Genomic DNA, 25,419 nt, shown 5'->3' on the forward strand with positions numbered 1-25,419 from the left:
AAATAGTTAAAGGACTAAACAAACAATATGCCATTCAACACCCTCAATTTTCGTTACCGTTGGCGCCCGTATCAACAGCGTGTACTTGATGCCATTGACAAGCACTTAGATGATGATCGTTTACATATTGTGGCGGCACCCGGAGCGGGAAAAACAACGTTAGGTCTTGAGGTGTTTAAGCGGCTCGGCAAATCCACGTTGGTATTATCGCCGACTAGAGTGATTCGAGATCAGTGGATTGATCGACTAGCTGACTTTTGTGAGTCAGGCGAAGCAGCCAGTTTGCCCTGGGTGAGCAAATCAATTCATGAGCCTAAAACGCTAACATCCATTACTTATCAGGCTCTGCACGCTCAACTCAGTGAAGAGCTGGCTGTGATAGATGATGAAGCCGAGTCTTTGGCGCTTGATGAAGGCGTCAGTGATAGTGAGTTAAATTCATTTATATCCACTCTGAAGAACAATAGCATCAGCGTCATCATATTAGACGAAGCGCATCACTTACGGGCAGAGTGGTGGCGAGCGTTAGACAACGTCTGTAAGGCACTTCCCGATATCGTTCTGGTCTCATTGACTGCAACGCCGCCATACGATGCGCAAGGTCATGAATGGAGTCGTTATGAGCAGCTATGTGGCCCAATTGATGAAGAGATATCGATCCCTGAGTTGGTTAAAGCCGGTACACTTTGCGCCCATCAGGATTATATTTGGGCAGTAGATGTCAGCTCGACCGAAAAAGAGAAAGTTAAGGAGTATGACCAGAGAGTGTTCACCCTGTGTGCTACCTTGATGGAGCAACAGGAGTTTGAAAATATCGTACTGGCACATCCGTGGTTAAGTAAGGAGTGCATTGAGCAAGAGGTGATAAAGGCACCGGAAATTGCCATCGCAATACTCACCTTCATTAAGGAAAAAAAGCTTCAATTGCCGCAACCGTTGCTTGTGATGCTAGACCTTACAGAAGGTGATATTCCACAGCTGAGCCGACATTGGTGGCAAGTACTGGTCGAGTCGGTACTTTTCTCAAAAACATTTGAGCATAGTGATGCCCATCAAGAGTCTGTGAGTCAACTTAAAAAACAGCTTCGTTCTTCCGAGTTGCTTCATAAACGAGAGTTGTCTTTGCAGCGTTCCAGAAGGTTAGGGCGTTCACTATCGCAAAGTGTCTCGAAGGTGAAAGCGTGTATCAGCCTGCATCACCTTGAATATGAGCAACGCGGTGATGCGCTCTGCCAGGTGGTATTGACCGATTATATTCGAGACGAAGCGCTGGTAACCGGTATTGATACTGGTGAAATTAATTTGGGTGCCTGGCCGATTTTTAAAGGTATCACTTCATCATCGCCTATTGCTGATCAAATTGCGTTGTTAACCGGGAGACTAAGTATTGTCCATACTCGACTGTTGGAAGACCTGCTCGCATTGGTTGATAGAGACCGGTTCAAGACCGAGCCAATGGGAAGTGAGGGCCAATATCAGAAAGTAACAGGCCCATTAAACCAGTTAACAACGGCGATGACATGTTTTCTCATGCGAGGGCAAATCAAAACGTTGGTAGGCACTCGTTCGCTATTGGGTGAAGGTTGGGATGCCCCAGCAATTAATTCACTGGTGCTGGCCAGCTCGGTGGGTTCGTTTATGCTGACTAATCAGATGCGCGGTAGAGCAATACGCATCGATAAAAATAAACCAGAAAAAATAAGTTCGATCTGGCATCTGGTTGCGATTGATAACTCGTCTTGGTACTCCGGTTGGAGCGACTACTATGACTTACGAAATCGGTTTGAAACATTTGTGGGGTTATCGGAAAAGAAGCCGACCATCGAAAGTGGCTTTGATAGGGTGAATGCAACGGGCTTTGACGTGACCAGGAGGGGTAATAGTAACTCTGCTTTCACAGGAAGTTCCCTTACTAAAATCAACCCTATAACTACAAACAACGAAATGATGCGCAAACGCTATAGCAGAATAGGAACTATTCAAGCACGTTGGAACGAAGCCCTGACACTGGATGCATCAGCCAGAGTTGTGCCATCGGTTGAGACACCAACAATACCCAGCATCAGGCATTACCATTTAAAACACACGCTAAAGTATTTGCTGTTACAGCTGTGGGCCGCAGTCAGCATTGTCATTATGTTTGGACTTCAAGCGATGCCGGCGGGGGCAGAAAACGTATTCATGATTATGACGATGGCTTTAATCGGCATGATGATTTATAAGCTGCCTCAGACGATATCTGCTGTAAAGATATTGATGAAACACTTGCCAGTTGAAGGCTCGTTGAAGCAAATAGCGCTGGCGTTGTGTGAGTCGCTTTGCCAGGCAGGGTTAATCGAGACGTCAATTTGGCGGATGAAGGTCAATATCACAGAAAGCGGAGATGGCCGGTTTTATGTTTCATTAATGGGGAGTACATTCTATGAGTCGTCGTTGTTCTCAGACTGTCTGGCGGAAATACTTGCTCCGATAGAAAACCCTCGATACCTCGTCGTCCGAGAGGGAAAGCTCTTTGGTATGGCTCGTAACGACTATCATGCAGTCCCTCTTAAGCTGGCGGTTAAAAAGAAATTTGCACAGATATTTTATCAGTCATGGTGCAAGTATGTGGGGCCAACAGAAATGATTTATACACGCAGTGCTGAAGGGCGAAAAGAACTGGTGAAGGCAAGAATGAAAGCCTTTTCGTCGACATTTAGCCGTAAGATCAAACGCCAGGATCGATGGCAATAAACGCTGATGACAGAAGGGCGCAAAGTGCTAAGTTGTAAACACTTAACTAAGTATAAAACCTATCTACACTTAGCGTTTGAAACGCTCTACCATGAAGGGACGGCAAGGCTGAGTATTCAGATTTAAAACTATTTAAAGCTGTTCAACTCAGTCGTTTGCATGCAATGTCCATATCTAGTGCTGAATACACTAAACTGAATGAACAGCTACAAAATAAAACTATGTTAAAAAGTTAGCGTAATTTAATGAGTGATTTAGAAAATATGACGCCCGATGGTCGTACCGAGGGCTCGAGTAGAATGAAAAAACTGACAGATAGTGGTTTGGTCAATATCGACAAGCTGAGGGATCGTCGTTTTTGTATCGGTATAACGGGTCTAAGCCAAAGTGGTAAATCAACCTTTATTACCAGCTTAATAAACCAATTGTTGCAGCATAAAAATGCGCACTTACCCGGCTTTTTACCTGTACTAAATGAGCGGCTATTAAATGTAAAAGTCCACCCCTTGGAAGACCATACTTTAACGCCGTTTCCTTATGAAGACGCCTATAAGAAGCTAACCAGCCCAGAACCCCAATGGCCGGAGTCAACAAAAAATACCAGCGGTTGCTTGCTGGAGCTAAGGCTCACGCGAAAAGCCAGAAAGCTCAACCCGTTTAGGCGAGAGCACTTTTCGCTGTTTCTGGAAATACGCGACTACCCTGGGGAATGGCTCTTGGATTTACCCCTGCGCGAGATGAGTTATTCCCGTTGGTGTGCCCAGTGCAGTGCGCAATATAACCAGCGTCCCCGCTCAGAATTACTAGGCAGCTTACTGGATGAACTTAAGCAACTTGACCCGTTAGCAGAAGTTGATGAGTCGGAGTTGGAAAGGCTGAATAAACGCTTTATCGGCTTTCTCAATAACTGCAAATATAACGGCAAAAGCCTTAGCTTAATTCAGCCAGGCCGTTTCTTGATCCCCGGCGATGTGGTTGACCCCAGCATCTTGTGTTTTGTTCCGCTATTAAAGTGCAGCAGTTACACAGAAGGGCAGTTGAAGGCTGCAAGTGCCAATAGTTATTTTAAAGTGAGTGAACGACGCTATAAAAGATACACCAAGGAGTTGGTAGAACCCTTTTATAAAACGTTTTTTAGCCGCATAGACCGCCAGCTTATATTGGTCGATGTAGTTAACGCTCTGAATGCGGGGCCAGAATACGTTGACGATATGCGTCAGGCGCTTGCCAATATTACCGACAGTTTTGCTTATGGCCAGCGTAATCGTTTTTTTCAGCTGTTTAGCTCAAAGATCGATAAAGTGGTGTTTGCCGCTACCAAGATTGACCAAGTAGTATCAGAAGACCATGAAGCAGTTCGAAAGTTGCTGTCGCTGGTGGTTAGTCAAGCCTATAAAAATGCGCAACATGAAGGCGTAAAACCACTTTTTGAGGCGACTGCGGCAGTGCGTTCTTCAAAGGAAATTGAGCATCAGGGAGAGCACGGGATAACGGGCGTTGAGGTCGGCGGGGCGGCTATCGGATATACTCATCCATCTATTCCGTCGCGTATTCCGGAGGGCGACGAATGGCAACCGTTTTTGGATTGGAAAATACCGGCATTAAAGCCACCGAAAGGTCTGTCATACCAGAATGCGGATGCCATACCTCATATTCGTCTTGATACTGTATTAAATGCCTTGATCGGGGATAAATGCTTATGAGTACCCAGGAACAGAACCATAATGCGCCTGTAAGAAAGAGTGGTCGACTGTTTGAAGAGTCTGCTGATTCAAGTGAGCAGGTCGTCAAACAACGCCAGGGCAAGATATTCATCCCTAATGAACAAGAAGCGTTGAATGATGTGCCAGAAGCCATTACTGATGGCGAGCGGTTACCTCATGTTTCAGAGTATTCAGGCTTATCAATAGAAGCTATTCCCCTGAAAGGTGTAAAGTCTTTTGTGTATGGCATTGGCTTGCTGATGCTCGTTTTAATGGGCTTTGAAGTGTACTCTGTTTTTAACCGCGCAATGGACATTCATTGGTCAGTTGCTGTTGCCTTCTCGCTTATGATCACACTGGTGTTATCTCTTGGCGGGCGCTTATTGTGGCGCTATATGCGGGATCATGAGAGCTTGGCTATGCTGGAAGAGATTCAGCAGGTATCGCTTCGTTTAAGTGAGGTGAACGATGTAGGGCATGCAGGTAAGTATGTGAAACAGCTACAGGCATTTTACGACAATAAACCTCAATTTGTTTATCTTCAACAATCGATAGAGAAACTCCCGGATTACAGTAATGACCGAGAAGTGGTTGACCACCTTAACAGGGTATTTTTAGCGCCGCTTGATCAAGAAGCGTTGAGAAGAATATCCAATTTTAGCCTGCAAACTGGTGCTGTGGTGGCAGCTAGCCCTTGGGCCACGCTCGATATGCTGCTTTCATTATGGCGCAGCATTAAAATGATAGATGAAATCGCGCAGGTTTATGGTATACGGCCTTCGCTTGCTAATCGCTATCGGTTGTTGAAGCTGGTAATACACCAGCTAGCGTTTATCGGGGTCAGTGAGGTGTTGATTGACCAAGTGATGGATGAATTCGGTTCATCGACGCTGGTAGGCATGGCGGGGGCCAGGATAGGCCAGGGATTGGGGGCGGGTATCTATACAGCCAGAATAGGTATTGCGGCAATGAAAGTTAGTCGACCAATAGCATTTAACAAGGAAAATATGCCTAAGGCTAAATCCGTTATTCATCCGATGGTTGAAAACTTGAAGATGATGGTTAAACGATTTAGAAACTAAGGGGCACTGACCGGAATGGCACTTACTTAAGCTTGTCATCCTAGTGAACGGGGGGATCGATAGGGTTGTAGACTCTGTTCCAAATGGATTCCCGCCTTCGCGGGAATGACTTTTAAGACTAGGGAGTGACAGTAGTGGGTCATTATGTCTTAAGTAAGTGCCGTTCGGCACTAACCGGTATTTTGCCATTTAGGTGAGGTGATGAGTTATTGAGGTTTACAGACTGCACTGACCTTAGCTATTCTTCATATCAATATGTCACATAGAGCGAGTACAAACGAGCGAGTTGTTTTAGTGCTCAATTAACGTTGTATTAGCGCTCAATTATAATAATAAGGCTGCAATCGGCAAGGTTCTTTCTGTTCCGCGCAAATAGGCGGACAGAATGGGCGGTTAGCGGCGATGTTGGAAAATTAGAATAATGAGTTTGGACCAAGCAAAAGTAGTTAGTAAGGTGGTTAGGGGTTTAGTTAACCACCTTGCGAAAAAACGTCTGTCTCGTGATGTTATTTTGCGCCAACTGAATATAAGCGAATCAGACTTAAATAACCCCGATTATTTCTTTCCTCTTACTGTTTATAACAGTCTATACCGGTTTGGCGAACAGGAGACGGGAGACCGTTACCTCGGCCTTGCCTTCGGAGCAGACTCAGACCCTGATGTAGGTAGTGAATTTGGGTTAATCGCCAGCACCTGCGATACCGTGGCCGATGTGCTTAAGTATCAGCTACGGTTTTCTGTATTAGTTCGTAACTTTGACCAGTTTGAACTCATTACAGAAGGTGACGATCTGCTCATCCGCTGGAGTAGTGAAGCAGAAGCCAGCTTTCATCTTGTAGAAGAAATATTTGCACGCCGCAGCTACTTTATTCACAAATATGTTCTAAGTTCCGACCAAGAGATATTTAAGGAGGTTCATTTTAGTCATGGCCTTAATGGTCGTGATAAAGAGCATGTTGAGTCGCTGCTAGGCTGTTCGGCCAAATTTGACCAGCCTTTTGACCAAATTATCTGCAACAAGGCATCTTTATCCTATTCTTTAAAGTCCCCTGATCGAGACTTACGCCATTTTTATGAGAGGCTAGCACAGAAAAAACTGGTCGCCCAATCTCACGCAAGCATTGTCGACAAGGTAAGCCGATTATTAAAAAATGCACTACCTGATGTGTTATCACTCGACCATTTGAGCAAAGATCTTTCAGTTAGCCCTAGAACACTGCAGCGGCAGTTGCAAAAAAACGGCTATACCTTAAAAGAACTGTACACCGAGGTAAAAAGAACCGTGGCATTGGAGTCGCTTCGCGCAGGCCACTCTTTGATGGCGATTTCAATTAAACTGGGTTTTTCTGAACAAAGTGCATTTCAGCGAGCATTTAAACGTTGGCAGGGCTGTACCCCAAAGGAGTTTCAGCAGTTGTATCAAAATGACTCTGGTACTGACTGCAAGTGACTTAAATACTGAGGAATTGGTATAATTTTTTTCATATAAATAAAGATAATATATAGCAAATTGTGAGTGTATGGCGTGCAGTGTCAATAACTCCAGGTTTTGGTCAATACGCGAGCGCTCGCTAATACTAAAATAAGAATCTATCAAATAATCTACTAATAACAGAAATAAAAGGACTTGAAATGAACAACGGTAACAAGCTCTATCCCACTCCATTGGAAAAAGTTGCGCACTGGGTTAAAACAACACCCAATAGCGTATTTCTCCGTCAGCCGATTAACGGCCAGTACAAAGAGTTTACCTGGAAAGAAGTCGATAACCAGGCACGCCGAATTGCATCTGCGCTGTTGGGGCTAGGCTTAGAGAAGGGTGATCGTGTTGCGATTTTGGCAAAGAACTCAGCCGAGTGGTTTATTACCGATTACGCGATTCAAATGGCGAGTTTGATTAGTGTGCCGCTTTACCCAATGCAGTCGCCAGACTCCATCGAATACGTCATTAATCACAGTGAATCAAAAGCGATTATCATCGGTAAACTTGACGGTGCCAAGGAAATGGAGCCTGGTATACCACAAGGGGTTATCAAAATTGGTATGCCTTACGAGATTGATATGACGCTAGACCACAAGTGGAATGACTTGTTGGCAAAATATGAGCCTAGTCAGGAAAACCCTGTTCATGGAATGGACGATCTGATGACGCTTATTTATACCTCAGGCACAACAGGTAACCCAAAAGGTGTGATGCATACCTATGGTACATTTAGTTTTGGTGCTCAAAATGCGGTTGAAACGCTTCCCGTCGGCTCTCACGACAGGTTCTTGTCGTTCTTGCCGCTATCACATATTGCAGAGCGTTTTATGGTGTTGGGTTGCGCCACATATTCAGGTGCCCAGGTCTCATTTGTAGAGTCTCTTGATACGTTTGCTGAAAACCTGCAAGCAACGCTGCCGACAGTTTTCTTTGCTGTACCTCGACTATGGAAGAAATTCCAGCAGCAGATTACCGCCAAAATGCCTCAGGAAAAACTCGACAAGCTGCTACGAATACCACTATTGAACCGCGTTGTTAAAGGGAAGATTAAAAAGGCACTGGGCCTTAACAAAGCACGCATGGTCGTGTCTGGTGCATCACCGATCGCCAAAAGTCTGCTGGAATGGTATGCCAAAATCGGCATCGATATTAACGAAGGCTACGGCATGACCGAAAACCTGGCCTATGGCCCTGCGATCAATATGCCGGGTGCCGTTAAGTTAGGTACAGTTGGCTCGGTTTCTGCTTTGCCACACAGTGAGGTTCGTATTACTGAAGATGGCGAGATTACGGTTCGCTCACCATCTCTAATGAAAGGTTACTATCTGGAACCAGAGAAAACAGCCGAAACGATCAGAGATGGATGGTTGCATACAGGTGATCGAGGTGAAATTGATAGTGACGGATACCTAAAAATAACGGGCCGAGTCAAAGACGTCTTTAAAACCTCAAAAGGGAAGTTTGTACAGCCCAACAATATCGAGGGGCTATTGATGAGGAATACCAATATTGAGCAAATTTGTGTAACAGGTTCAGGCCACTCTCAGCCTATCGTATTGGTTGAACTGACTGAAGACGCAAAATCAAGGTTGCCAGAAGGCGCTAAAGAAATAGAAGACGATATTATGAGCACGGTGGTTGAGGTCAATAAAGAGCTTGAACACCATGAAGTCATTGACCGAATTTTTGTGGTTGATGATGTATGGACGCCAGAGAATGGAATGTTAACCCCAACAATGAAAATAAAACGAAACGAAGTAGAGAAAAAGTACTCTCCGCTTTGCGACAAGTACCGGGAATCCAAAACCCGTTTCGTGTGGGAATCAGAAGAAGCCTGATACGTTCTTTTAACGATCTCTTCAGCGCAACACCGCTGTGTTGCGCTACGACAGCAAGGTAAACGGACTATACAATGAAAAAAGTAATCAATGTTAGCTTAGGTTCCTCAGAACAGGATTATGAGTTTAAAATTCGCTTTCTCGACGAGGATTTTACGGTTCAACGAATCGGAACCAATGGAGACGAAACCGAAGCATGGGAGCAGCTCCAGCGACTACAAAGCAAATGTGATGTAATGGGCGTAGGGATGGTGCCTGATGAATACAATGTCGGTGAGTACAAGTTTGAGAACTCAGGAACCAAGAAACTAACGCGTGTTGTTACTCGTGTGCCCGTTACAACAGGGGCAAAAGTCAGGCGGATTCTTCAAAACCAGGCGATACGCTATACCCAAAAGAAACTGGGAAATTACTTCAACAACAACAAAGTGCTGTTCCTGTCAGGAATGGCTAACTATGAAATGGCCACACTGATGGCCGAATATACGCCAAACTTAAAGTTTGCAGACCCTATTATCCAGGCCGGCATCCCTAAGATGCTTAAGTCTATTAACGCGCTTGAGTTATATGCAAGAGGACGTTACAACCTCAATAAGCTCTCTCCATTTGATACTGAACAAAGTCACCTGCCATCGCTACCACAGGTTAAAAAACACCTCATCAAAAAAGCGATGAAAGACTCTCATGTCGTTGTGGGAACCTGTTCAAGCCTTAAGAAATATGGTGACAAAGAGTGCCTGGTTGATAAAACAATCATCACATCATTTGTGACCGATGACGACTTTGAATTCTTCAAAGAAGCCAAAGTAAATCTGGTTATTGATGTGACGCCAAATATGTTTGATCAGGTGATTGGCGCGAATGTTCTCGAAGCGATGATTCTCGGTGCATCAGACATGGATGCAGAAGAACTGTCGACGGCAGACCTTGAAGACATTATTAAAGAACTCAACATAGAACCACGGTTATTGCACCCAACAGGCACATTCAAGAATATACGACGATTCGCGTTTGTTATTCACCCGCTATCGCAAGAGTACATTCGTAATGTGACCCCGATTCCTAAACGGTTTGCGCATACGCCACTGATGAATGCGGTGGAGAAAGCAACCGCGTTAGCACCTCCATTTATTTACTCTTCGGTTAAAGGTATTAAATCACCCTGTGGGGCAGAAGCTGAAGGCTGGTTGATTACCGTGGGCGGCACGCCAAAAGAGATGCTTTCTCACAGCCCGGAGTTTACCTACAAGCGCCTGCTTGCAGCTGCCAAAATGGCTGAAAAACTAGGGGCTCAGATTATAGGTCTGGGAGCCTTTACCAAGGTTGTCGGTGATGCAGGTATTACGGTTGCAAGACGTGCAACTATTCCGGTTACTACCGGTAATAGCTACAGTGCGTCCGGTGCATTGTGGGCTGCGGCAGATGCCATGAAACGGTTAAAGCTTGTTGAAACCGAAGAAGGTAAGCGTATACCAGCGAAATCGATGGTTATCGGTGCCACTGGGTCGATCGGTTCTGTATCTGCGCGACTGCTTGCGATGGCGTTTGATGAGGTTTATCTTGGTGGTCGTAATGCGAAAACCCTCAACAAGCTGAGAGACTCCATTCTCAAAGATACGCCGGATGCCAAGGTATTTATTACCACTGATCCGGACGAGCAGTTGGGTGATATGGATGTCGTGGTCACGTCAACATCCGGAGCGGGTAAGAAGATACTTGATATCATGAAAGTTAAGCCGGGTTGTATTATCACCGACGTAGCTCGTCCGCTTGATTTGCCGGCAGAGCAGGTGGCAAAACGCCCAGACGTGCTAGTCATTGAGTCAGGTGAAATTCTTGTCCCTGGTACGTTGGATATGAAGAGTATTCAGTTACCTGAGAATGTTGTATTCGCGTGTATGGCGGAAACGATAGTACTGGCACTTGAAGGTCGTTTTGAAGTCTTTACCATTGGCCGAAATACTGAATGGGAAAAGGTTAAAGAAATCTACAAGCTTGGGCTTAAACACGGTATGAAGCTAGCAGCAATCTCAGGCGTGAACGGCGCCTATACCGATGAAGATCTGGCCCGCGTGCGTGAGTTGGCGCTAGAAGCCAGAAAGACCTGGAAGTCTAAATAGTCGAAGCGACTTAGCCGAGCTGGCTTAGAAATAGTGCGCTGAGAATAAGTAGGCCAAGGATAAATAGGCTGATGTAAGTAGATAGAGAAGGGGGCAATGAGATGGCAATAAGCCTATCTTGTAGCCCCTTTTTTGTGCCCGAATGACTGCGTGGCAGATTGTTTAATAAAAGACCTAGGAGATTCCGTGTACATATCAGACATTTCGGAGCGTACAGGGCTGTCCATTCATACCTTGAGATACTATGAGAAAGAAGGGCTGCTAAATAATATCTCTAGAAACGGTTCAGGGCGAAGAGTCTATACAGGCAATGACCTTGACTGGGTTATCTGGATTCAGAGGTTAAAATCGACGGGAATGAGCCTCGACAAAATCAAACAGTTCTCTGACCTGAGGTCATTGGGTGATACAAGCATATCAGCCAGGAAGAATATGCTGATAGATCATGCGCAACAGCTAAAGGCAGATATCCAAAGGCTCACAAATGAGTTAGATATAGTCGAGTATAAGATTGAGGCCTATAAAGAAAAAGAACGCTTGACCTAGAGTTTACTCTAGCTTGTAACATCATTGTCCCTTATTAAATTTAAAGGACATAAAAGATGTTTAAAAAAGGCTACTACATTACTGCTGAGTTAAGAGTAAAAAACACGGATAAAATCTCTGAAGCAAAAGCTGCATTGACAAAACTATGTGAAGAAACACTCAAGGAGCCAGGTTGCAGTTTGTTTACGCTGCATCAATGCAGTGAGAACAAAGACCGTTTCCTGCTGTGGGAGAGGTTTGAAGATGAAGCCGCTTTCAAGCAGCATTTTATTGAACAGCACACAAAAGACTATGTTGAGTTAGACCTTACTGAGATTGTGCAATATTTCCAGTCGGATATTGTCTGTACAACGTCAACACAGTAACGCAGATCGTTGATAACTGGCCAGTACTCATCGATAAATGAGTGCTGGCTGATAACCAGCTCCTGGTTTGACTTTAAATTCTCCTCTTAAGTGACTAAATTAGTGGTGGGTTGGGACTCGCAGAGCAGAATGAGTATAATGCGTCGCTCTTCGATGTTAGTGAAGTGCCTTCGTGTGCACTTCTGCCAACCTTTATTAGTGTAAATTTATTACTTAAGGAGAATATTAGCTATGAAAGCATTGGTGTATGGGCTGTTTGTGTTGATAGGACTAATCGGTTCAACATCGGTTTTGGCAGATAGCAAGCCGTCAGGAAAAGTTATTGCAGGTTGGGTTGAGTTAATCGCCTTTGGTAAAGAGCCTGCTTTAGTCAAAGCGAAACTGGACACCGGTGCAAAAACATCATCAATTCATGCTATTAATGTAAAGAAGTTTAAGCGGGATGGCGAGAACTGGGTCGCCTTCACGCTGGTGTTAGAAGATAAACATGGAAAGGTTCATCAAATTGATATGGACGCGCCACGCTCCCGTCGCGTTAAAATCAAAAACCACGATGGTGTGCATGACAAGCGCATGGTGGTAGAGCTCCCGTTTTGCTTTGATGGCAAGAACCATATTGCGGAGTTTACACTCGCCGACCGTTCCGAATACATATACTCTGTCTTGCTTGGTAGAGAGTTCCTGGAAGGCGTCGCGGTTGTTGATTCGGGTGCCACATTTCTTACACAGCCACAGTGTAAATAAAACATAATAAACAGGTGCACCCGAATGAATAAAGTTGTTGTTAGGGTCTGGGCTTTGCTGCTAGCGATCCTTGGTTTAGGCATTGCTGCCTATAAAATTTATTATATGGGGCTACCCATAACGCCACAGCAAAGCGCAGAAGTGTGGACTGTGCAAGCAAGGTTGGTGTTTCAGGGACAAGGAGGGCCAGCAAAAGTGGGCTTTCATGTACCTGATGTAACACCGGGGTTTATTAAACTTGACGAAGACTTTATATCAAGCCGTTTTGGTCTAGTCATTGATAAGTCTCAGGATAACCGGCGCGCAGACTGGTCTGTGCGAAGGGCGAAAGGAGAACAAGCTCTTTATTATCGTGTGATTGTATCGAGGAGCGAGCAGGAGCAGGGTTGGAACTCCGTCCCTCGCTACCCAACACCGCCCCAATATGAAGAACCTTACGCCTCAGCCATTCATGCAATTCTTGATGATGTGCGTAAAGAATCCGCAGACGTGGGAAGCTACACTCGCGAGCTACTGCAGCAGTTGAATGCTAAGCAGCCGAATGAGAACGTTAAGCTTATAAGAGATAGAGCGGGAAAGGGTGACAGCTGGGTAGAACAAATTATTGAGATACTTAAGGGTGTTCGGATTCCGTCACGGGTTTTGTGGGGGCTGAGGGTCTCTGATGCCAGCAATAGTGCAGTGCTAGAGCCGTTGTTACAGGTTCATAATGGACAGAAGTGGTTAACGTATGATCCTGAATCCGGCGCGATGGGTATCCCTTCTAACTTTTTAGCCTGGAAGATCGGCAACCAGCCCTTGTTTGAACTCGAAGGTGGGAAGAAAGCCAAGCTTGAGTTTTCAATAACCAAAACCTACGAAGAACTAATAGATATCGCAAGGCAGGGCGCGGTACAGATGGATTCCGTGTTTGCGGATTTTTCATTGCTGACACTGCCGGTCCAGAACCAAAATGTATACCGATTGCTTTTGATGGTGCCGCTGGGGGCGCTTCTGGTTGTATTCTTGCGGACATTTGTAGGATTAAAGACCTTTGGCACCTTTATGCCTATATTGATTGCTCTCGCATTTCGTGAAACTCAATTATATTGGGGGCTCTTTTTATTCACCGTTATTGTCTCTCTAGGCTTGATGATTCGCTTTTACCTGGAGCGAATGATGCTGTTGCTCATACCCAGGTTGGCATCAATATTAGTCATTGTGGTTATTCTAATGGTGTTGATCAGTTTGATCTCGACCAAGTTTGGTGCTGAACGGGTTCTGTCACTGACGTTATTTCCAATGGTTATTCTTGCCATGACAATTGAGAGAATGTCTATTGTCTGGGAAGAGAACGGCGCAAAAGAAGCGATGCTGCAAGGCTTGGGAAGCATGTTTGTAGCCTGTCTTGGATATATCGTGATGACTAACGAGCAGTTAATGTACGCGATGTTTGTTTTCCCAGAATTGTTACTTGTTGTGTTGTCGCTTTGTTTGTTAATGGGTCGTTATACTGGTTATCGCTTATCTGAACTGAGACGTTTTCGGGCTATTGTTGCAGAGGACAAATGATGGGAATGTTGAGCATGCCACGCTGGTTTGTCTCACCCAGCAAACTGCGCCAAAAAGGCATCATGGGGATGAACAAGCGAAACGCTGACTTTATTATGCGTTACAACCCTCGACGCCTGTATCCATTGGTTGATAATAAACTGTTGACTAAGCGGCTCGCTCTTAAAAACCAGATAGCAGTACCAGAGCTATATGGCGTTGTTGAAATCCAGCACCAACTGAGAGATCTGGAAAAAATGTTGGCGCCGTATAGTCAATTTGTGATCAAACCTGTTCATGGAAGCGGTGGAAACGGGATTATGGTCGTGACAGGCAGAATGGGGAACGGTTTTCGTAAGGCTGGTGGAGAACCGATCACTTTGGAATCCCTAGAGCACCATGTGTCCAATATTCTTAGCGGAATGTATAGCTTGGGGGGGATTCCTGATAAGGCTATTATTGAATACTGTGTTCAATTTGATCCTTTTTTTGAGCACATTATTTTTCGAGGCGTGCCGGATATCAGGGTTATCGTTTTCAGGGGGGTGCCTGTGTCGGCGATGATACGGCTTCCAACCAGAGAGTCGGATGGCAAGGCAAACTTACATCAGGGGGCGATGGGCATTGGCGTTGATATTGCCAGTGGGGTCAGCTGCTCTGGCGTGCATCATGACAAAACACTGACTCACCATCCTGATACCGGACACTCTGTTGAATCGATTGAGATACCCCATTGGAGGCAGATACTGAATATTGCGGTGCACTGTGCTGACACGGTAGGGCTAGGTTACCTTGGTGTTGATATTGTGATGGATCGTAATTTGGGGCCTCTGATGCTCGAGTTGAATGCGCGGCCGGGCCTTAATGTACAGTTGGCAAATCAGGCGGGGCTGTTAAAGAAACTTGAAAAAGTAGAAAATATTAAGCAGCTTCCCAAAAGTATTGAGGAACGTCTGGCGTTAGCAGAAGGGTTATAGCGATGAAGGGTTATTATTCGTTTATAAAAAAGTTGTTATTTCGGCAGAATATAGTGCAACTGAGCAGCCCGTCAGGAGTGGCTTGGGTTGCTTTGTTATTTTTCTGGCTGGGGCAGCCGTTGCTTGCTGCTGACAATGAGATTAGCGAGAACCTGAGCCCTGAGATGGCTAAGCAGGAAGAAGAGCTACCGGCTAGCTATGTTGCCCCTAATGTAGATCTTAAAGAGGTTGCACCTCTTCCCAAAGTGGTTGAAAAGGTTAAAAAAACCAGCCCCAAAAAGAAAGTGCTAATCGATGATGAGTCTAAAAACACTCAAAAGCAGTCAGTTGCTTCTGATCAAGGTTCAGAAAAGGTAGAGCAGAGCCTGCAAGGTAAAACCGAGGGGTTGCCCCCAGGAGCTCAGGATGGTTCGGAAGCACTGGTTGGAAGTGAAGAGAACTCTTACGGTACGGTGAAAAGTGATTTGCCGGATGCGGAGCTGTCTTCCGAAATTAACGTCCCGTCTGATAGAAAAACAGAGTCCGCTAAACAGGACGCTGATGATGCCAAACAGCAAGCTAAAGATCTGATTTTGCTTGGAGCGAAGGTTCCTCCTGGAACTTCAACGCGGCTGGCATGGTCGCCTGAAGTGGCCATTACCGGGTTGACCTTACCAGTACCTGTTCTTGTTGTTAATGGCAAAAATCCTGGTAATACGCTCTGCCTGACTGCTGCAATTCATGGCGATGAACTAAATGGGATCGAGGTTGTCAGGCGAGTGATGTATGACATCAACCCAGATAAGTTAAGTGGTAGTATTATCGGTGTACCAATTGTTAACCTGCAAGGCTTTCAACGGGGTTCCAGGTATTTGGTTGATCGTCGAGATTTGAACCGCCACTTTCCAGGTGATGAAGAGGGGAGTCTGGCGTCCCGTATTGCGTATTCGCTGTACCATGAAGTTATTGCTCACTGTGATGCGCTAGTTGACCTACATACAGGCTCGCTCAGGAGAACAAACTTACCCCAACTTCGTGCAGATATGAGTAACCCGCTGGTCGTGAAGTTCACTGAAAATTTTGATGAAATGGTTGTTGTTCATGGTGCCGGAAGCCCGGGGATGCTCCGCCATGCAGCCGTAGAGGCGGGGATACCCGCAGTGACACTGGAAATAGGCGAATCATTAAGGCTTCAAGAAGGACAAGTTGAAAGTGGCGTCAAAAGTATTAATAGTCTTTTGGATCGTCAAGGTATGTACTCACGATTTTTCAGTTGGGGTGACCCGGAACCTATTTACTATCAGTCGGTATGGATAAGGGCTGAACGAGGCGGCATTCTGTTCAGTAAGATAGGGCTCGGAGATACTGTTGAGAAGGGAGAGGTTCTTGGTGAAGTGACTGACCCTATTACCAATAGCGTCTCTGTTATATCAGCCCCGTTTACGGGGCGCGTTATCGGTATGGCCGTTAATCAAGTGGTTATGCCGGGTTTTGCAGCCTATCATCTGGGGATTAAAGCGTCTGAGAAAGATATATCCAGAAGGGCGGCTGAAGAGAAACCAAATAAACTGGATGAAGAAGCGGATAAAACGGTAGAGTAACAGGTGTGGTGTGTCTCGCTTTGACATTATTACCGCATTACCACTGTCTAACTGGGATAAGGATTTCGGGAGGTATATAAAGTGATTTTCAAACATATTAGCAGTATCGCAAACTCAATTTTTTATCCAGTGGCCTTGGAAGTGCAAAAAGCACAACAGGCTTCGCTTGAAAAGTTACGCAATGCGTTTGCCAAAGCTGAAGAAGATGTTGCTGTCGATGTGGACTCCATGAGTGCAGAGCAGAGACTTTTGGCTGCAGACCAAGAGCTTGAACGGGCTCAGGAACAGATGCTGTCTGCTGTTACCAGCCTATTCAAATCATTACTTTATCTGTCACCATCTGTTGGGCTTTTGCTCGATAAATCCACCGCTTATGGTCGTGTCTCGCCAAATGATAGGGGCGAATTTATTAATAAGCGGTTTGCTCGCAACGGAAAGGTTGAAAAGGAAGTTCGTGGTGAAGTGGTAGGGTAGAGCTAGTTAGTGGGGCTCTTGGTTGCAGGATGCGGAAGCCTTACCTCAGTTTAGCTCTTCCGCATTTCTTAGACGCTCTTGTCGTGCATTCTCTTCGGCAAGCGCTGCTTTTATTTCCTGAACGACAGCGTCAACATCTGCTAAAGAGTCATCCTCTTCAAAATTACCTGTCAGCTTGGTATCAGGCGTTAGTTTCCCATCTTCGTATAATGCCCACATCTCTTTTGCGTATCGAGATTGCTTCAAATCAGGTGCAAATTGACCATAGTATGTGGTCATGTTTTCAATATCTCGTTCCAACATGGAATATGCGTTGTTGTTTGCTGCGGCGTTGACTGCTTGAGGCAGGTCGATTATCACAGGGCCATAGTCATCTACCAGTACGTTAAACTCTGACAGGTCACCATGTATCAATCCAGAACATAGCATTAGCATGACGTAATGCATAATTGTTGCGTGGTCTTCTCTGGCTTGTTCAGCTGACATCTCAACATCGTTTAAACGCGGTGCGACGTCTCCATCATCGTCTGTGACGAGTTCCATCAATAGAACGCCATCAAAACAGCCATAAGGCTGAGGAACGCGAACGCCAGCGCTGGCGAGACGATAAAGTGCATCGACTTCAGCGTTTTGCCAAATTTCTTCCTGTTGTTTGCGACCAAATGAAGAGTTCTTTTCCATCGCGCGAGCGCGTCTGCTGTTTCGTACTTTTCGTCCTTCCTGGTACTGAACAGCCTTTTTAAAACTGCGCTTGGCGGCTTCTTTATAGACTTTGGCGCAACGAATTTCTGATCCGCAACGCACAACATACACTGTGGCTTCTTTGCCACTCATCAGTTGACGGATGACTTCATCCACCAACCCGTCTTCGACAAGGGGTTGAATTCTCTTTGGTGTTTTCATAGCGCTCTTATACAGTAAATTGGCGTTGGATGGAATACTGGGGTAGCGCTTGGCGTGAGTCCTCTTACTTGCAGTACCTATTACTATATAATTCGTAATGACGTTAATATATTGAAATAAAAGCAAATCACTGACCAGCCATAGTGATCGCTTATATGCTGATCACTGTTGACTATATGCTGAATCCCTATATAATACTCATCAGCTTGAAAGAACGTCTTATATTTATGCACACCATTTCGATGTCTCGTATTAGTAGCTCGTCCTGATTTCATAAGTAATAGCATTACATTTCAGCCAGATCGACATTTGTTCAATTAAGAGTAAATGTCTAAATTACAAATTGAATTATTAGGATATTAATATGTCTACTACTACTGGTACAGTTAAGTGGTTCAACGAATCTAAAGGTTTTGGTTTTATCGAGCAAGAGTCTGGTCCAGACGTATTTGCTCACTTCAGCGCTATCAACAGCTCTGGTTTCAAAACTTTGACTGAAGGTCAGAAAGTTGAGTTCACTGTAACTCAAGGTCAGAAAGGACCTCAAGCAGAAAACATCGTAGCGCTTTAATTTAAAGTGCTATAAGGCGTTGTTCATAAAAGAACAATGACCTAGCTTAAACTTTAACGAGTTAAGCGCGAAAAAAAGGTGAGACTTAAGGTCTTGCCTTTTTTTTTGGAACAAATTTGTAGTTGATTAGTCCCTGTAACTGGAGTGGTTATGACTCTTCGCGAATGGCTTGCTGCCGAGCCTTTTACACTGAGCATGTCGTCGGGTTTCTTTAGTTTTTTTGCCCATGCTGGAATGTTGTCAGTACTGGAAAGTGAAGATCTTTTGCCTGCTAAGGTGACTGGGTCAAGTGCTGGTGCTCTAGTGGGGGGCTGTTGGGCTTCAGGTTGTTCTGTGGAGGAGCTTAAAAGTAGGCTTTTCAGTTTAACCAAGGAAGATTTTTGGGATCCCGGTTTAGGCTTTGGATTGTTGAAGGGGCGAAAGTTTAGAGAAATCGTCTCTGATGTATGTAAGGTTGATAAGTTGGAGCAGTGTCGGGTGCCCGCTGCTTTCTCTGCGTTTGATTTAGCAAGTTTGGATACTCATGTTTTAACGGTTGGGGCCATTCAGAATGTAATATCAGCATCTTGCGCTTTTCCGCTGCTATTTCAGCCAGTATGTGTTGATAACCGATATTACCTTGACGGCGGCATCAAAGATCGAGCGGGGTTAAAGGGCGTCGGTGAGCAGGAGAGAGTTTTTTATCATCATATAGTATCTCGCTCACCTTGGCGCCGAAAAAACAGTGCAGCTTTAACCATACCAAGCAGGAATAACATGAAGTCATTAGCAATTAATGGCATTCCCAGGGTCGGCCCGAATGATCTGGAGCAGGGCAAAGCGGCTTTTAAGTTCGCAAGAGAGCAAACACGACAAGCGCTGGATAAGGATTAAGCCTGGAAAGTTATTGAGGTGGGTAGTAAGAAAGAAAGGTCTACAATGCTATCCAGCAGGCCGAAACTTGATACCTAATTGAATGAATATTCCTGTAAGATTTGTTAAAAATTATTAATTTATGTGAGCTGGTTGGCAGTGAAATTATATTTCTAACGTGGTGATTTTATGAAGGCTAGCCCTAATAATGCCAGATTAAACAATCTATTAAGATAATATGTTAATGCTAAATCTATTTTTGATGGCTGACAAAATGTATCTGAAAGCGTCTAGGTAATTACTTATATTCATAAGATGTATATTGGATATATTTTCTATATATTTTATTTATTGCTACTTATTCTTTAGAATCCCCACCTGAAATTAGAACACCGGTAGGCCAGGCGCTTAAAAGTTGTTTTATAGCCCAGTTTGATTAGTGCTGCTTAGTTGTACTTTTGATAAGTACCGACATAGTTGACTAAGGGTTGTTAAGTGATTTGTAGACGACTGGATACATTTACACTCAAATGAAGGATTGATCTATGTCAGCTTATCAAGACGAAATCAAATCAGTTGCTGCAGTAGTTGAAGCTGCTGGCGACTCTTGGGCAGCAATTAGCCCAGAATCTGTTGCTCGTATGCGTGCTCAGAACAAATTCAAAACTGGTCTAGACGTAGCGAAGTACACTGCAAACATTATGCGTGCAGACATGGAAGCTTTCGATGCTGATAAGACTAAGTACACTCAGTCTTTGGGTTGCTGGCACGGTTTCGTAGGTCAGCAGAAGCTGATCTCTATTAAGAAGCACTTCGGTTCTACTGAGCGTAAGTACCTATACCTTTCAGGTTGGATGGTTGCAGCTCTTCGTTCAGACTTCGGTCCTCTTCCTGACCAGTCTATGCACGAGAAGACGTCTGTTGCATCTTTGGTTGCTGAGCTATACACATTCTTGCGTCAAGCTGATGCACGTGAACTTGGCGGTTTGTTCCGTGAGTTAGACAAGGCTCGTGAAGCTGGCGATTCTGCTCTTGAAGCTGAAATCCAAGACAAGATCGACAACCACGAAACTCATGTTGTGCCAATTGTTGCAGATATCGATGCTGGCTTCGGTAACGCAGAAGCGACTTACCTGATGGCTAAGCAGATGATCGAAGCAGGTGCTTGTGCACTTCAGATCGAAAACCAGGTTGCTGATGAGAAGCAGTGTGGTCACCAGGACGGTAAAGTGACTGTTCCTCATGCTGATTTCCACTCTAAGCTACGTGCACTACGTTACGCTTTCCTTGAGCTGGGTGTTGACAACGGTATTATCGTTGCTCGTACTGACTCTGAAGGTGCTGGCCTAACTAAAGAAATCGCTGTTGTTAAAGAGCCTGGTGACCAGGGCGACGTTTACAACTCATTCCTTGATGTTGAAGAAGTTACTCCAGAAGAAACTGCACCTGGTGATGTACTAATCAGCCGTGATGGTAAGCTTGTTCGTCCTAAGCGTCTTCCATCTGGTTTGTATCAGTTCCGTGAAGGCACTGGCCATGAGCGTTGCGTATTTGACTGTATCGAAGCTATCAACGCTGGTGCAGACCTGCTGTGGATTGAAACTGCAGTACCGACTGTTCACGAAATCAAGGGTATGATGGACGAAGTTCGCAAGGTTCACCCTAACGCGAAACTTGTTTATAACAACTCTCCATCTTTCAACTGGACATTGAACTTCCGTCAGCAAACTTATGATGCATGGGTTGAAGAAGGTAAAGACGTGTCTGCATACGACCGCGCTAACCTTATGTCTGCTGAATACGATGATTCTGAGTTGTCTGCAGCAGCTGATGCTCGCATCCGTACTTTCCAGGCAGATACTTCGCGTGAAGCGAACGTATTCCACCACTTGATCACTCTGCCTACTTATCACACGACTGCACTGTCTGTTGATAACCTGGCTAAAGAGTACTTCGGTGAGCAGGGTATGCTTGGTTACGTTGCTGGCGTACAGCGTAAAGAGATCCGTCAGGGTATCGCATGTGTTAAGCACCAGAACATGTCAGGTTCTGACATTGGTGACGACCACAAAGAATACTTTGCTGGTGAAAACGCGCTTAAAGCGGGTGGCGCTAAAAACACATCTAACCAATTCTCTTAATACTCGTTATAAAAGAATTGAGTTATCCGGTTAGCGTTATTTAACCGGAAGTGTTTATAAAAAGGCCGAATACATTGTGTGTTCGGCCTTTTTTGTTGTCTACGATCTGCATCTATTGTCTATAGCTGGCATAAATAGATGAAAGGTCGATGCGGTAGCAAAACTGATACTAAAGTATATTAAATATATATGGGGTTTTGATTTACTATTTATTTTGTGAATGTTAGGGTGGTAGGCTATAGCGTTTTTAAAATGTTACATCATTTAAAATATCTTTCAGCAGTGGTCGGTAATGGATATCAGTCGGGTAGATCTTAATCTATTAATTCATCTTGATGTGTTACTGCGCGAGCAGAATGTGACCAAGGCTGCGAGTCATTTGGGCATCACACAGCCTGCGATGAGCAACGGATTAAAGCGCCTTCGAGTGCTATTTGAAGACCCGCTGTTAGTGCGTACGACGGATGGCATGGCACCGACTGAGCTGGCATTAGAGCTAAAGCCTGCGGTACGGGAAATTCTCTTTAATATCGAAAAAGTTATTCAGCCAGATCGAGGTTTTGATCTGGATAGCAGTCGAGTATTTCGCATTATGGCCAGTGACTACGCTGAGTCCACGCTTATACCCTCTGTGCTAAGTGTCGTCCGTCAACGCGCACCCAATGTCACTCTTGATGTGTTAACGCCGAGTGATGTTTCGTTCGAAGATGTAGAGCAGGGGCGGGTTGATATGGCAATTAATCGCTTCGACACATTGCCTCAATCATTTCACCAAAAAACAATTTGGACCGATACGTTCTCCTGCCTAATGAATGTTGATAATGATATTGCAGATAACTTTACCCTTGAGAATTACCTTGCTGCGAGCCATATATGGGTCAGTAAAACAGGTTTTGGTGTCGGGGTGGGGATGAACCCTAAAGACGTTCAGCGGCTGGGTTGGGTGGATGAAGCGCTAAATGAAATTGGTGCCAAACGTAATATTAGTGTATTTACCCGCCATTACCAGGTTGCTATGCTGCTCGCTCAACAGCATGATCTTATAGCAACGCTTCCGAGCAAGGCTGCACGGCTCAAGAGCGAAAGCTCCAAGCTGGTTTCCAAGGAGCCACCCTTTTCAATTCCTGCTTTTGACCTTAAAATGGCATGGAGCCCTCTGCTTCATCATAATGCGGGTCACCAGTGGTTGCGCAGGTTGATTGTTGATGTAGCGAACAACGAACACTGACATAACAGCCCAGGGTAAGTAATATAACCCGTTTAACGGCTGAATTTTGTCTCTAGAATAACCGATGAATTCGTGCGCTCCACACCTTCCAGATTGCTAATTCTATCCAATATCTGACTGAGCTCCTGAGTTGACTCTGTCTTCAATATTGCGATTAAGTCAAAATCCCCGCTAATTGCATGCAAAGCTGAGAGTTCGGGCATCTCTTTGAGAGCATTGTTGGTTTTTACCGTCAGTTTTTGCATCACCTTTATTAATACATGAGCAGAAACGAGGCGGTTCTGATACTCATCCCCATATACTACGGTATACCCTTTAATTATCCCTTCTTGCTCTAGCTTCTTGATTCGGCTTTGTATTGTTGAACGCGATAGATCGAGTTTTCGTGCCAGGTCAGATGTACTCATCCTGGCATTTGTTTTCAATAATGATAGTAGTCGTTGGTCAACTGGTTTCATATTTATTCGTCATATTGATGTTTTTCGTCGTTAATATGTCTAATTGTAGTGCTAATTCGAAAAAACAGCTTATTAAATACGGTCACAGCGTTCGATAAACTAGGCGGCAATAAACTTGAACAATGAGCTCTTGAACGTAACGCCTATGATGATTATTAGACCAATTAGACAAGACGACTACCCGTCGCTGCATAAAATAGCGATTGAGTCCGGTCACGGGTTTACCTCGTTGCCAGTAGACGAAGGGTTACTTAAGGCTAAAATCAGGCGCTCTGAACGCGCATTTTTGTCGCCCAGTTCCTCAATGGATAACAATGGCTATCTTTTTGTAATGGCTGATGCAGAAACCGATGAAGTTGTGGGTACCAGTGGAATTGAGTCGTCAGTTGGTCTTCGAGACCCGTTTTACCACTATCACCAGGGCAAGGTTACTCATTATTCCAACGAGCTAAATGTCTATAACACGGTAGATATTCTTACTTTGGGTAACGACTACACTGGCGCAACTGAAATCTGTACGCTTTTTTTAAGTCAAAAAGCGCGCCAGGGATTTAATGGGCGTTTGCTATCCAGGTTTCGCTACTTGTTTATCGCTCAAAACAGAGCCAGGTTTGCGGATACCGTAGTCGCTGAAATGCGCGGTGTGTCTGATGAGCAGGGGCGTTCTCCTTTTTGGTCATGGCTACAGGAGCATTTTTTTTCGATGGAATTCCCTGATGCCGTTCACCGAGTCGGCATGGGACAAAAGTCATTTATCGCGGAGTTAATGCCGAAGTATCCAATTTACGCCAGTTTATTAAGTCCTGAAGCTCAAGCTGTCATTGGTAAGGTTCACGAACAAACCAAGCCTGCGCTAAAGCTGCTTGTGCGAGAGGGTTTTTCGTTCCGAGGATATGTCGATATTTTTGATGCTGGGCCTACTGTTGAAGCAAAGACTGAAGATATCGTGACGGTAACGCAGCGCAAAGAGTTTAACGTCCGAATAGGTCACGCTGACTCAGGTAGCCCTTATATCCTCTCCAATCTTGAAGTTGAGTCCTATCGAGCCACGGTATCAAGCCTGTTAGTTGATAACAAAACCGGCTATGCCGTTATAGACCAGCCGACTGCATCGGCCTTAAAGATAAACGAAGGCGATATTGTCAGTGCTGTGCCCGTTTAGTGCTGAGTCTGAAAAATATATACCTTTAAGCCGGAGAGTATTCGGCTAAAGTCCAATATTTTAAATAGCTGAGAGTAAATCTATGAGTCAAAAAGTGAATGATTTTTTTGAGAAGTTGTGGGCTAACTACCTGGAGATTACCCCTTCAGCACAAAAAATTCACAGCGTGCTGGGTTCAGGTAAAGATATCATTAATGATCATGTGGCTTTTCGTACGTTTAACTTGCCCAATATTAACCTGGGAATTTTGGCAGCCTTTTTTGAAGAAATGGGGTACCAAGAAAAGGGGCAATATACGTTTGACGCGAAAAAGCTGAAAGCGAAACATTTTGAGCACCCGAATAAACGCCTGCCCAAGGTGTTTATTAGTGAGCTATGTCTTGAGCAATGCTCTGATAAATTGAATGGCATTGTAAAAACGTTGGTTTCGCAGATGGACTCTAACGTTATTTGCGATAGCAGCTTCCTATACTCTGGAACACACTGGAAGGTGAGTTATCAGGATTACCTGGATCTGCTTAATGAAAGTGAGTACGCCGCCTGGTTAGCCGCGTTTGGCTTTAGGGCGAACCACTTCACTGTGAGTGTAAATGATCTTGAAGATTACTCGACCCTGGCCGAGGTCAACGGCGTACTAAAAGAAAACCAGTTTTTGCTCAATACTTCGGGTGGCGAAATAAAAGGCTCGCCTGAGGTTATGCTGGAGCAATCTGCAACCCTGGCAGACATGCACGAGATGGTGTTTTCTGATCAGGAAAAGAAAATACCCGGTTGCTTTTATGAATTTGCGTACCGTTACCCCCAAAAGTGCGGCGAATTATATCAAGGGTTTGTGGCCGCATCGGCTGATAAGATCTTTGAGAGTACCCATAGTCGTTAGACATACAGTTTAGCCGCCTCATATCGGCAAGAGGCGGCTCAGGTTGAGG

General features: G+C 44.8%; 21 protein-coding genes. 19 read left to right on the forward strand and 2 right to left on the reverse strand.

Annotation, left to right across the window (positions count from 1 at the left end):
• Positions 1-27 precede the first annotated feature (27 nt).
• The 13 genes from MY523_RS05750 to MY523_RS05810 all read left to right on the forward strand — a co-directional run bounded on the left by MY523_RS05750 (position 28) and on the right by MY523_RS05810 (position 17,175).
• On the forward strand, positions 28-2,733 hold the full coding sequence (locus MY523_RS05750) for a DEAD/DEAH box helicase family protein (protein WP_250657841.1): 2,706 nt from the start codon (positions 28-30) through the stop codon (positions 2,731-2,733).
• Positions 2,734-2,978: 245 nt separating this feature from the next.
• The gene (locus MY523_RS05755; protein WP_250657842.1) at positions 2,979-4,436 is read left to right on the forward strand and encodes a YcjX family GTP-binding protein; all 1,458 of its coding nucleotides are present in this window, start codon (positions 2,979-2,981) and stop codon (positions 4,434-4,436) included.
• Positions 4,433-5,518 carry a TIGR01620 family protein gene (locus MY523_RS05760; protein ID WP_250657843.1) on the forward strand — a complete coding sequence of 362 codons (1,086 nt, stop codon included), beginning with the start codon at positions 4,433-4,435 and terminating at the stop codon, positions 5,516-5,518. The genes MY523_RS05755 and MY523_RS05760 overlap by 4 nt, the downstream gene beginning before the upstream one ends.
• A 421-nt stretch (positions 5,519-5,939) precedes the next feature.
• Positions 5,940-6,968, forward strand: coding sequence for a helix-turn-helix transcriptional regulator (locus MY523_RS05765; protein WP_250657844.1), 1,029 nt, complete (start codon positions 5,940-5,942; stop codon positions 6,966-6,968).
• Positions 6,969-7,150: 182 nt separating this feature from the next.
• Positions 7,151-8,839, forward strand: coding sequence for an AMP-binding protein (locus tag MY523_RS05770; RefSeq protein WP_250657845.1), 1,689 nt, complete (start codon positions 7,151-7,153; stop codon positions 8,837-8,839).
• Positions 8,840-8,913: 74 nt separating this feature from the next.
• Positions 8,914-10,959, forward strand: coding sequence for a DUF8754 domain-containing protein (locus MY523_RS05775; RefSeq protein WP_250657846.1), 2,046 nt, complete (start codon positions 8,914-8,916; stop codon positions 10,957-10,959).
• 186 nt (positions 10,960-11,145) lie between these two features.
• Positions 11,146-11,505, forward strand: coding sequence for a MerR family transcriptional regulator (locus MY523_RS05780; RefSeq protein ID WP_250657847.1), 360 nt, complete (start codon positions 11,146-11,148; stop codon positions 11,503-11,505).
• A 56-nt stretch (positions 11,506-11,561) separates the two neighbouring features.
• Positions 11,562-11,870, forward strand: a complete 309-nt coding sequence (locus MY523_RS05785; protein WP_250657848.1) for a putative quinol monooxygenase — start codon at positions 11,562-11,564, stop codon at positions 11,868-11,870.
• Positions 11,871-12,101: 231 nt separating this feature from the next.
• A complete protein-coding gene (locus tag MY523_RS05790) occupies positions 12,102-12,614 on the forward strand; it encodes an ATP-dependent zinc protease family protein (protein ID WP_250657849.1) in 513 nt (170 codons plus the stop codon).
• A gap of 24 nt (positions 12,615-12,638) precedes the next feature.
• Positions 12,639-14,165 (forward strand): inactive transglutaminase family protein, encoded by a 1,527-nt coding sequence (locus tag MY523_RS05795; protein ID WP_250657850.1) that lies wholly within the window; start codon positions 12,639-12,641, stop codon positions 14,163-14,165.
• A 14-nt stretch (positions 14,166-14,179) separates the two neighbouring features.
• Positions 14,180-15,121, forward strand: a complete 942-nt coding sequence (locus tag MY523_RS05800) for an alpha-L-glutamate ligase-like protein (protein WP_250657851.1) — start codon at positions 14,180-14,182, stop codon at positions 15,119-15,121.
• A 2-nt stretch (positions 15,122-15,123) separates the two neighbouring features.
• The gene (locus MY523_RS05805; RefSeq protein WP_250657852.1) at positions 15,124-16,701 is read left to right on the forward strand and encodes a succinylglutamate desuccinylase/aspartoacylase family protein; all 1,578 of its coding nucleotides are present in this window, start codon (positions 15,124-15,126) and stop codon (positions 16,699-16,701) included.
• A gap of 81 nt (positions 16,702-16,782) precedes the next feature.
• Positions 16,783-17,175 (forward strand): hypothetical protein, encoded by a 393-nt coding sequence (locus tag MY523_RS05810; RefSeq protein WP_250657853.1) that lies wholly within the window; start codon positions 16,783-16,785, stop codon positions 17,173-17,175.
• A gap of 45 nt (positions 17,176-17,220) precedes the next feature.
• Here the strand turns inward: MY523_RS05810 and MY523_RS05815 are convergent, their stop codons facing one another.
• The gene (locus tag MY523_RS05815) at positions 17,221-18,078 is read right to left on the reverse strand and encodes a PA4780 family RIO1-like protein kinase (RefSeq protein ID WP_250657854.1); all 858 of its coding nucleotides are present in this window, start codon (positions 18,076-18,078) and stop codon (positions 17,221-17,223) included.
• Between the two features lie 364 nt (positions 18,079-18,442).
• Between MY523_RS05815 and cspE the strand changes: the two genes are divergently transcribed.
• From cspE to MY523_RS05835, 4 genes are all read left to right on the forward strand, one after another.
• Positions 18,443-18,649: a transcription antiterminator/RNA stability regulator CspE gene (gene cspE / locus MY523_RS05820; protein ID WP_250657855.1), complete on the forward strand. Its 207-nt coding sequence runs from the start codon at positions 18,443-18,445 to the stop codon at positions 18,647-18,649.
• A gap of 150 nt (positions 18,650-18,799) precedes the next feature.
• The gene (locus MY523_RS05825; protein ID WP_250657856.1) at positions 18,800-19,522 is read left to right on the forward strand and encodes a patatin-like phospholipase family protein; all 723 of its coding nucleotides are present in this window, start codon (positions 18,800-18,802) and stop codon (positions 19,520-19,522) included.
• Positions 19,523-20,046: 524 nt separating this feature from the next.
• Positions 20,047-21,642, forward strand: a complete 1,596-nt coding sequence (locus MY523_RS05830) for an isocitrate lyase (protein WP_250657857.1) — start codon at positions 20,047-20,049, stop codon at positions 21,640-21,642.
• A gap of 292 nt (positions 21,643-21,934) precedes the next feature.
• On the forward strand, positions 21,935-22,870 hold the full coding sequence (locus tag MY523_RS05835) for a LysR family transcriptional regulator (protein WP_250657858.1): 936 nt from the start codon (positions 21,935-21,937) through the stop codon (positions 22,868-22,870).
• Positions 22,871-22,902: 32 nt separating this feature from the next.
• Here MY523_RS05835 and MY523_RS05840 read toward each other — a convergent pair whose 3' ends face one another.
• Complete coding sequence (locus tag MY523_RS05840) at positions 22,903-23,328, reverse strand: Lrp/AsnC family transcriptional regulator (RefSeq protein WP_250657859.1); 426 nt, start codon at positions 23,326-23,328, stop codon at positions 22,903-22,905.
• Between the two features lie 145 nt (positions 23,329-23,473).
• On the opposite strand from MY523_RS05840, the gene astA reads away from it, so the two are divergent.
• Both astA and MY523_RS05850 read left to right on the forward strand, forming a co-directional pair.
• Positions 23,474-24,490, forward strand: coding sequence for an arginine N-succinyltransferase (gene astA / locus MY523_RS05845; protein WP_250657860.1), 1,017 nt, complete (start codon positions 23,474-23,476; stop codon positions 24,488-24,490).
• Between the two features lie 82 nt (positions 24,491-24,572).
• Positions 24,573-25,370: a DUF1338 domain-containing protein gene (locus tag MY523_RS05850; protein WP_250657861.1), complete on the forward strand. Its 798-nt coding sequence runs from the start codon at positions 24,573-24,575 to the stop codon at positions 25,368-25,370.
• Positions 25,371-25,419 lie beyond the last annotated feature (49 nt).

This window comes from Alkalimarinus coralli (assembly GCF_023650515.1).
GTDB classification, from domain to species: Bacteria; Pseudomonadota; Gammaproteobacteria; order Pseudomonadales; family Oleiphilaceae; genus Alkalimarinus; species Alkalimarinus coralli.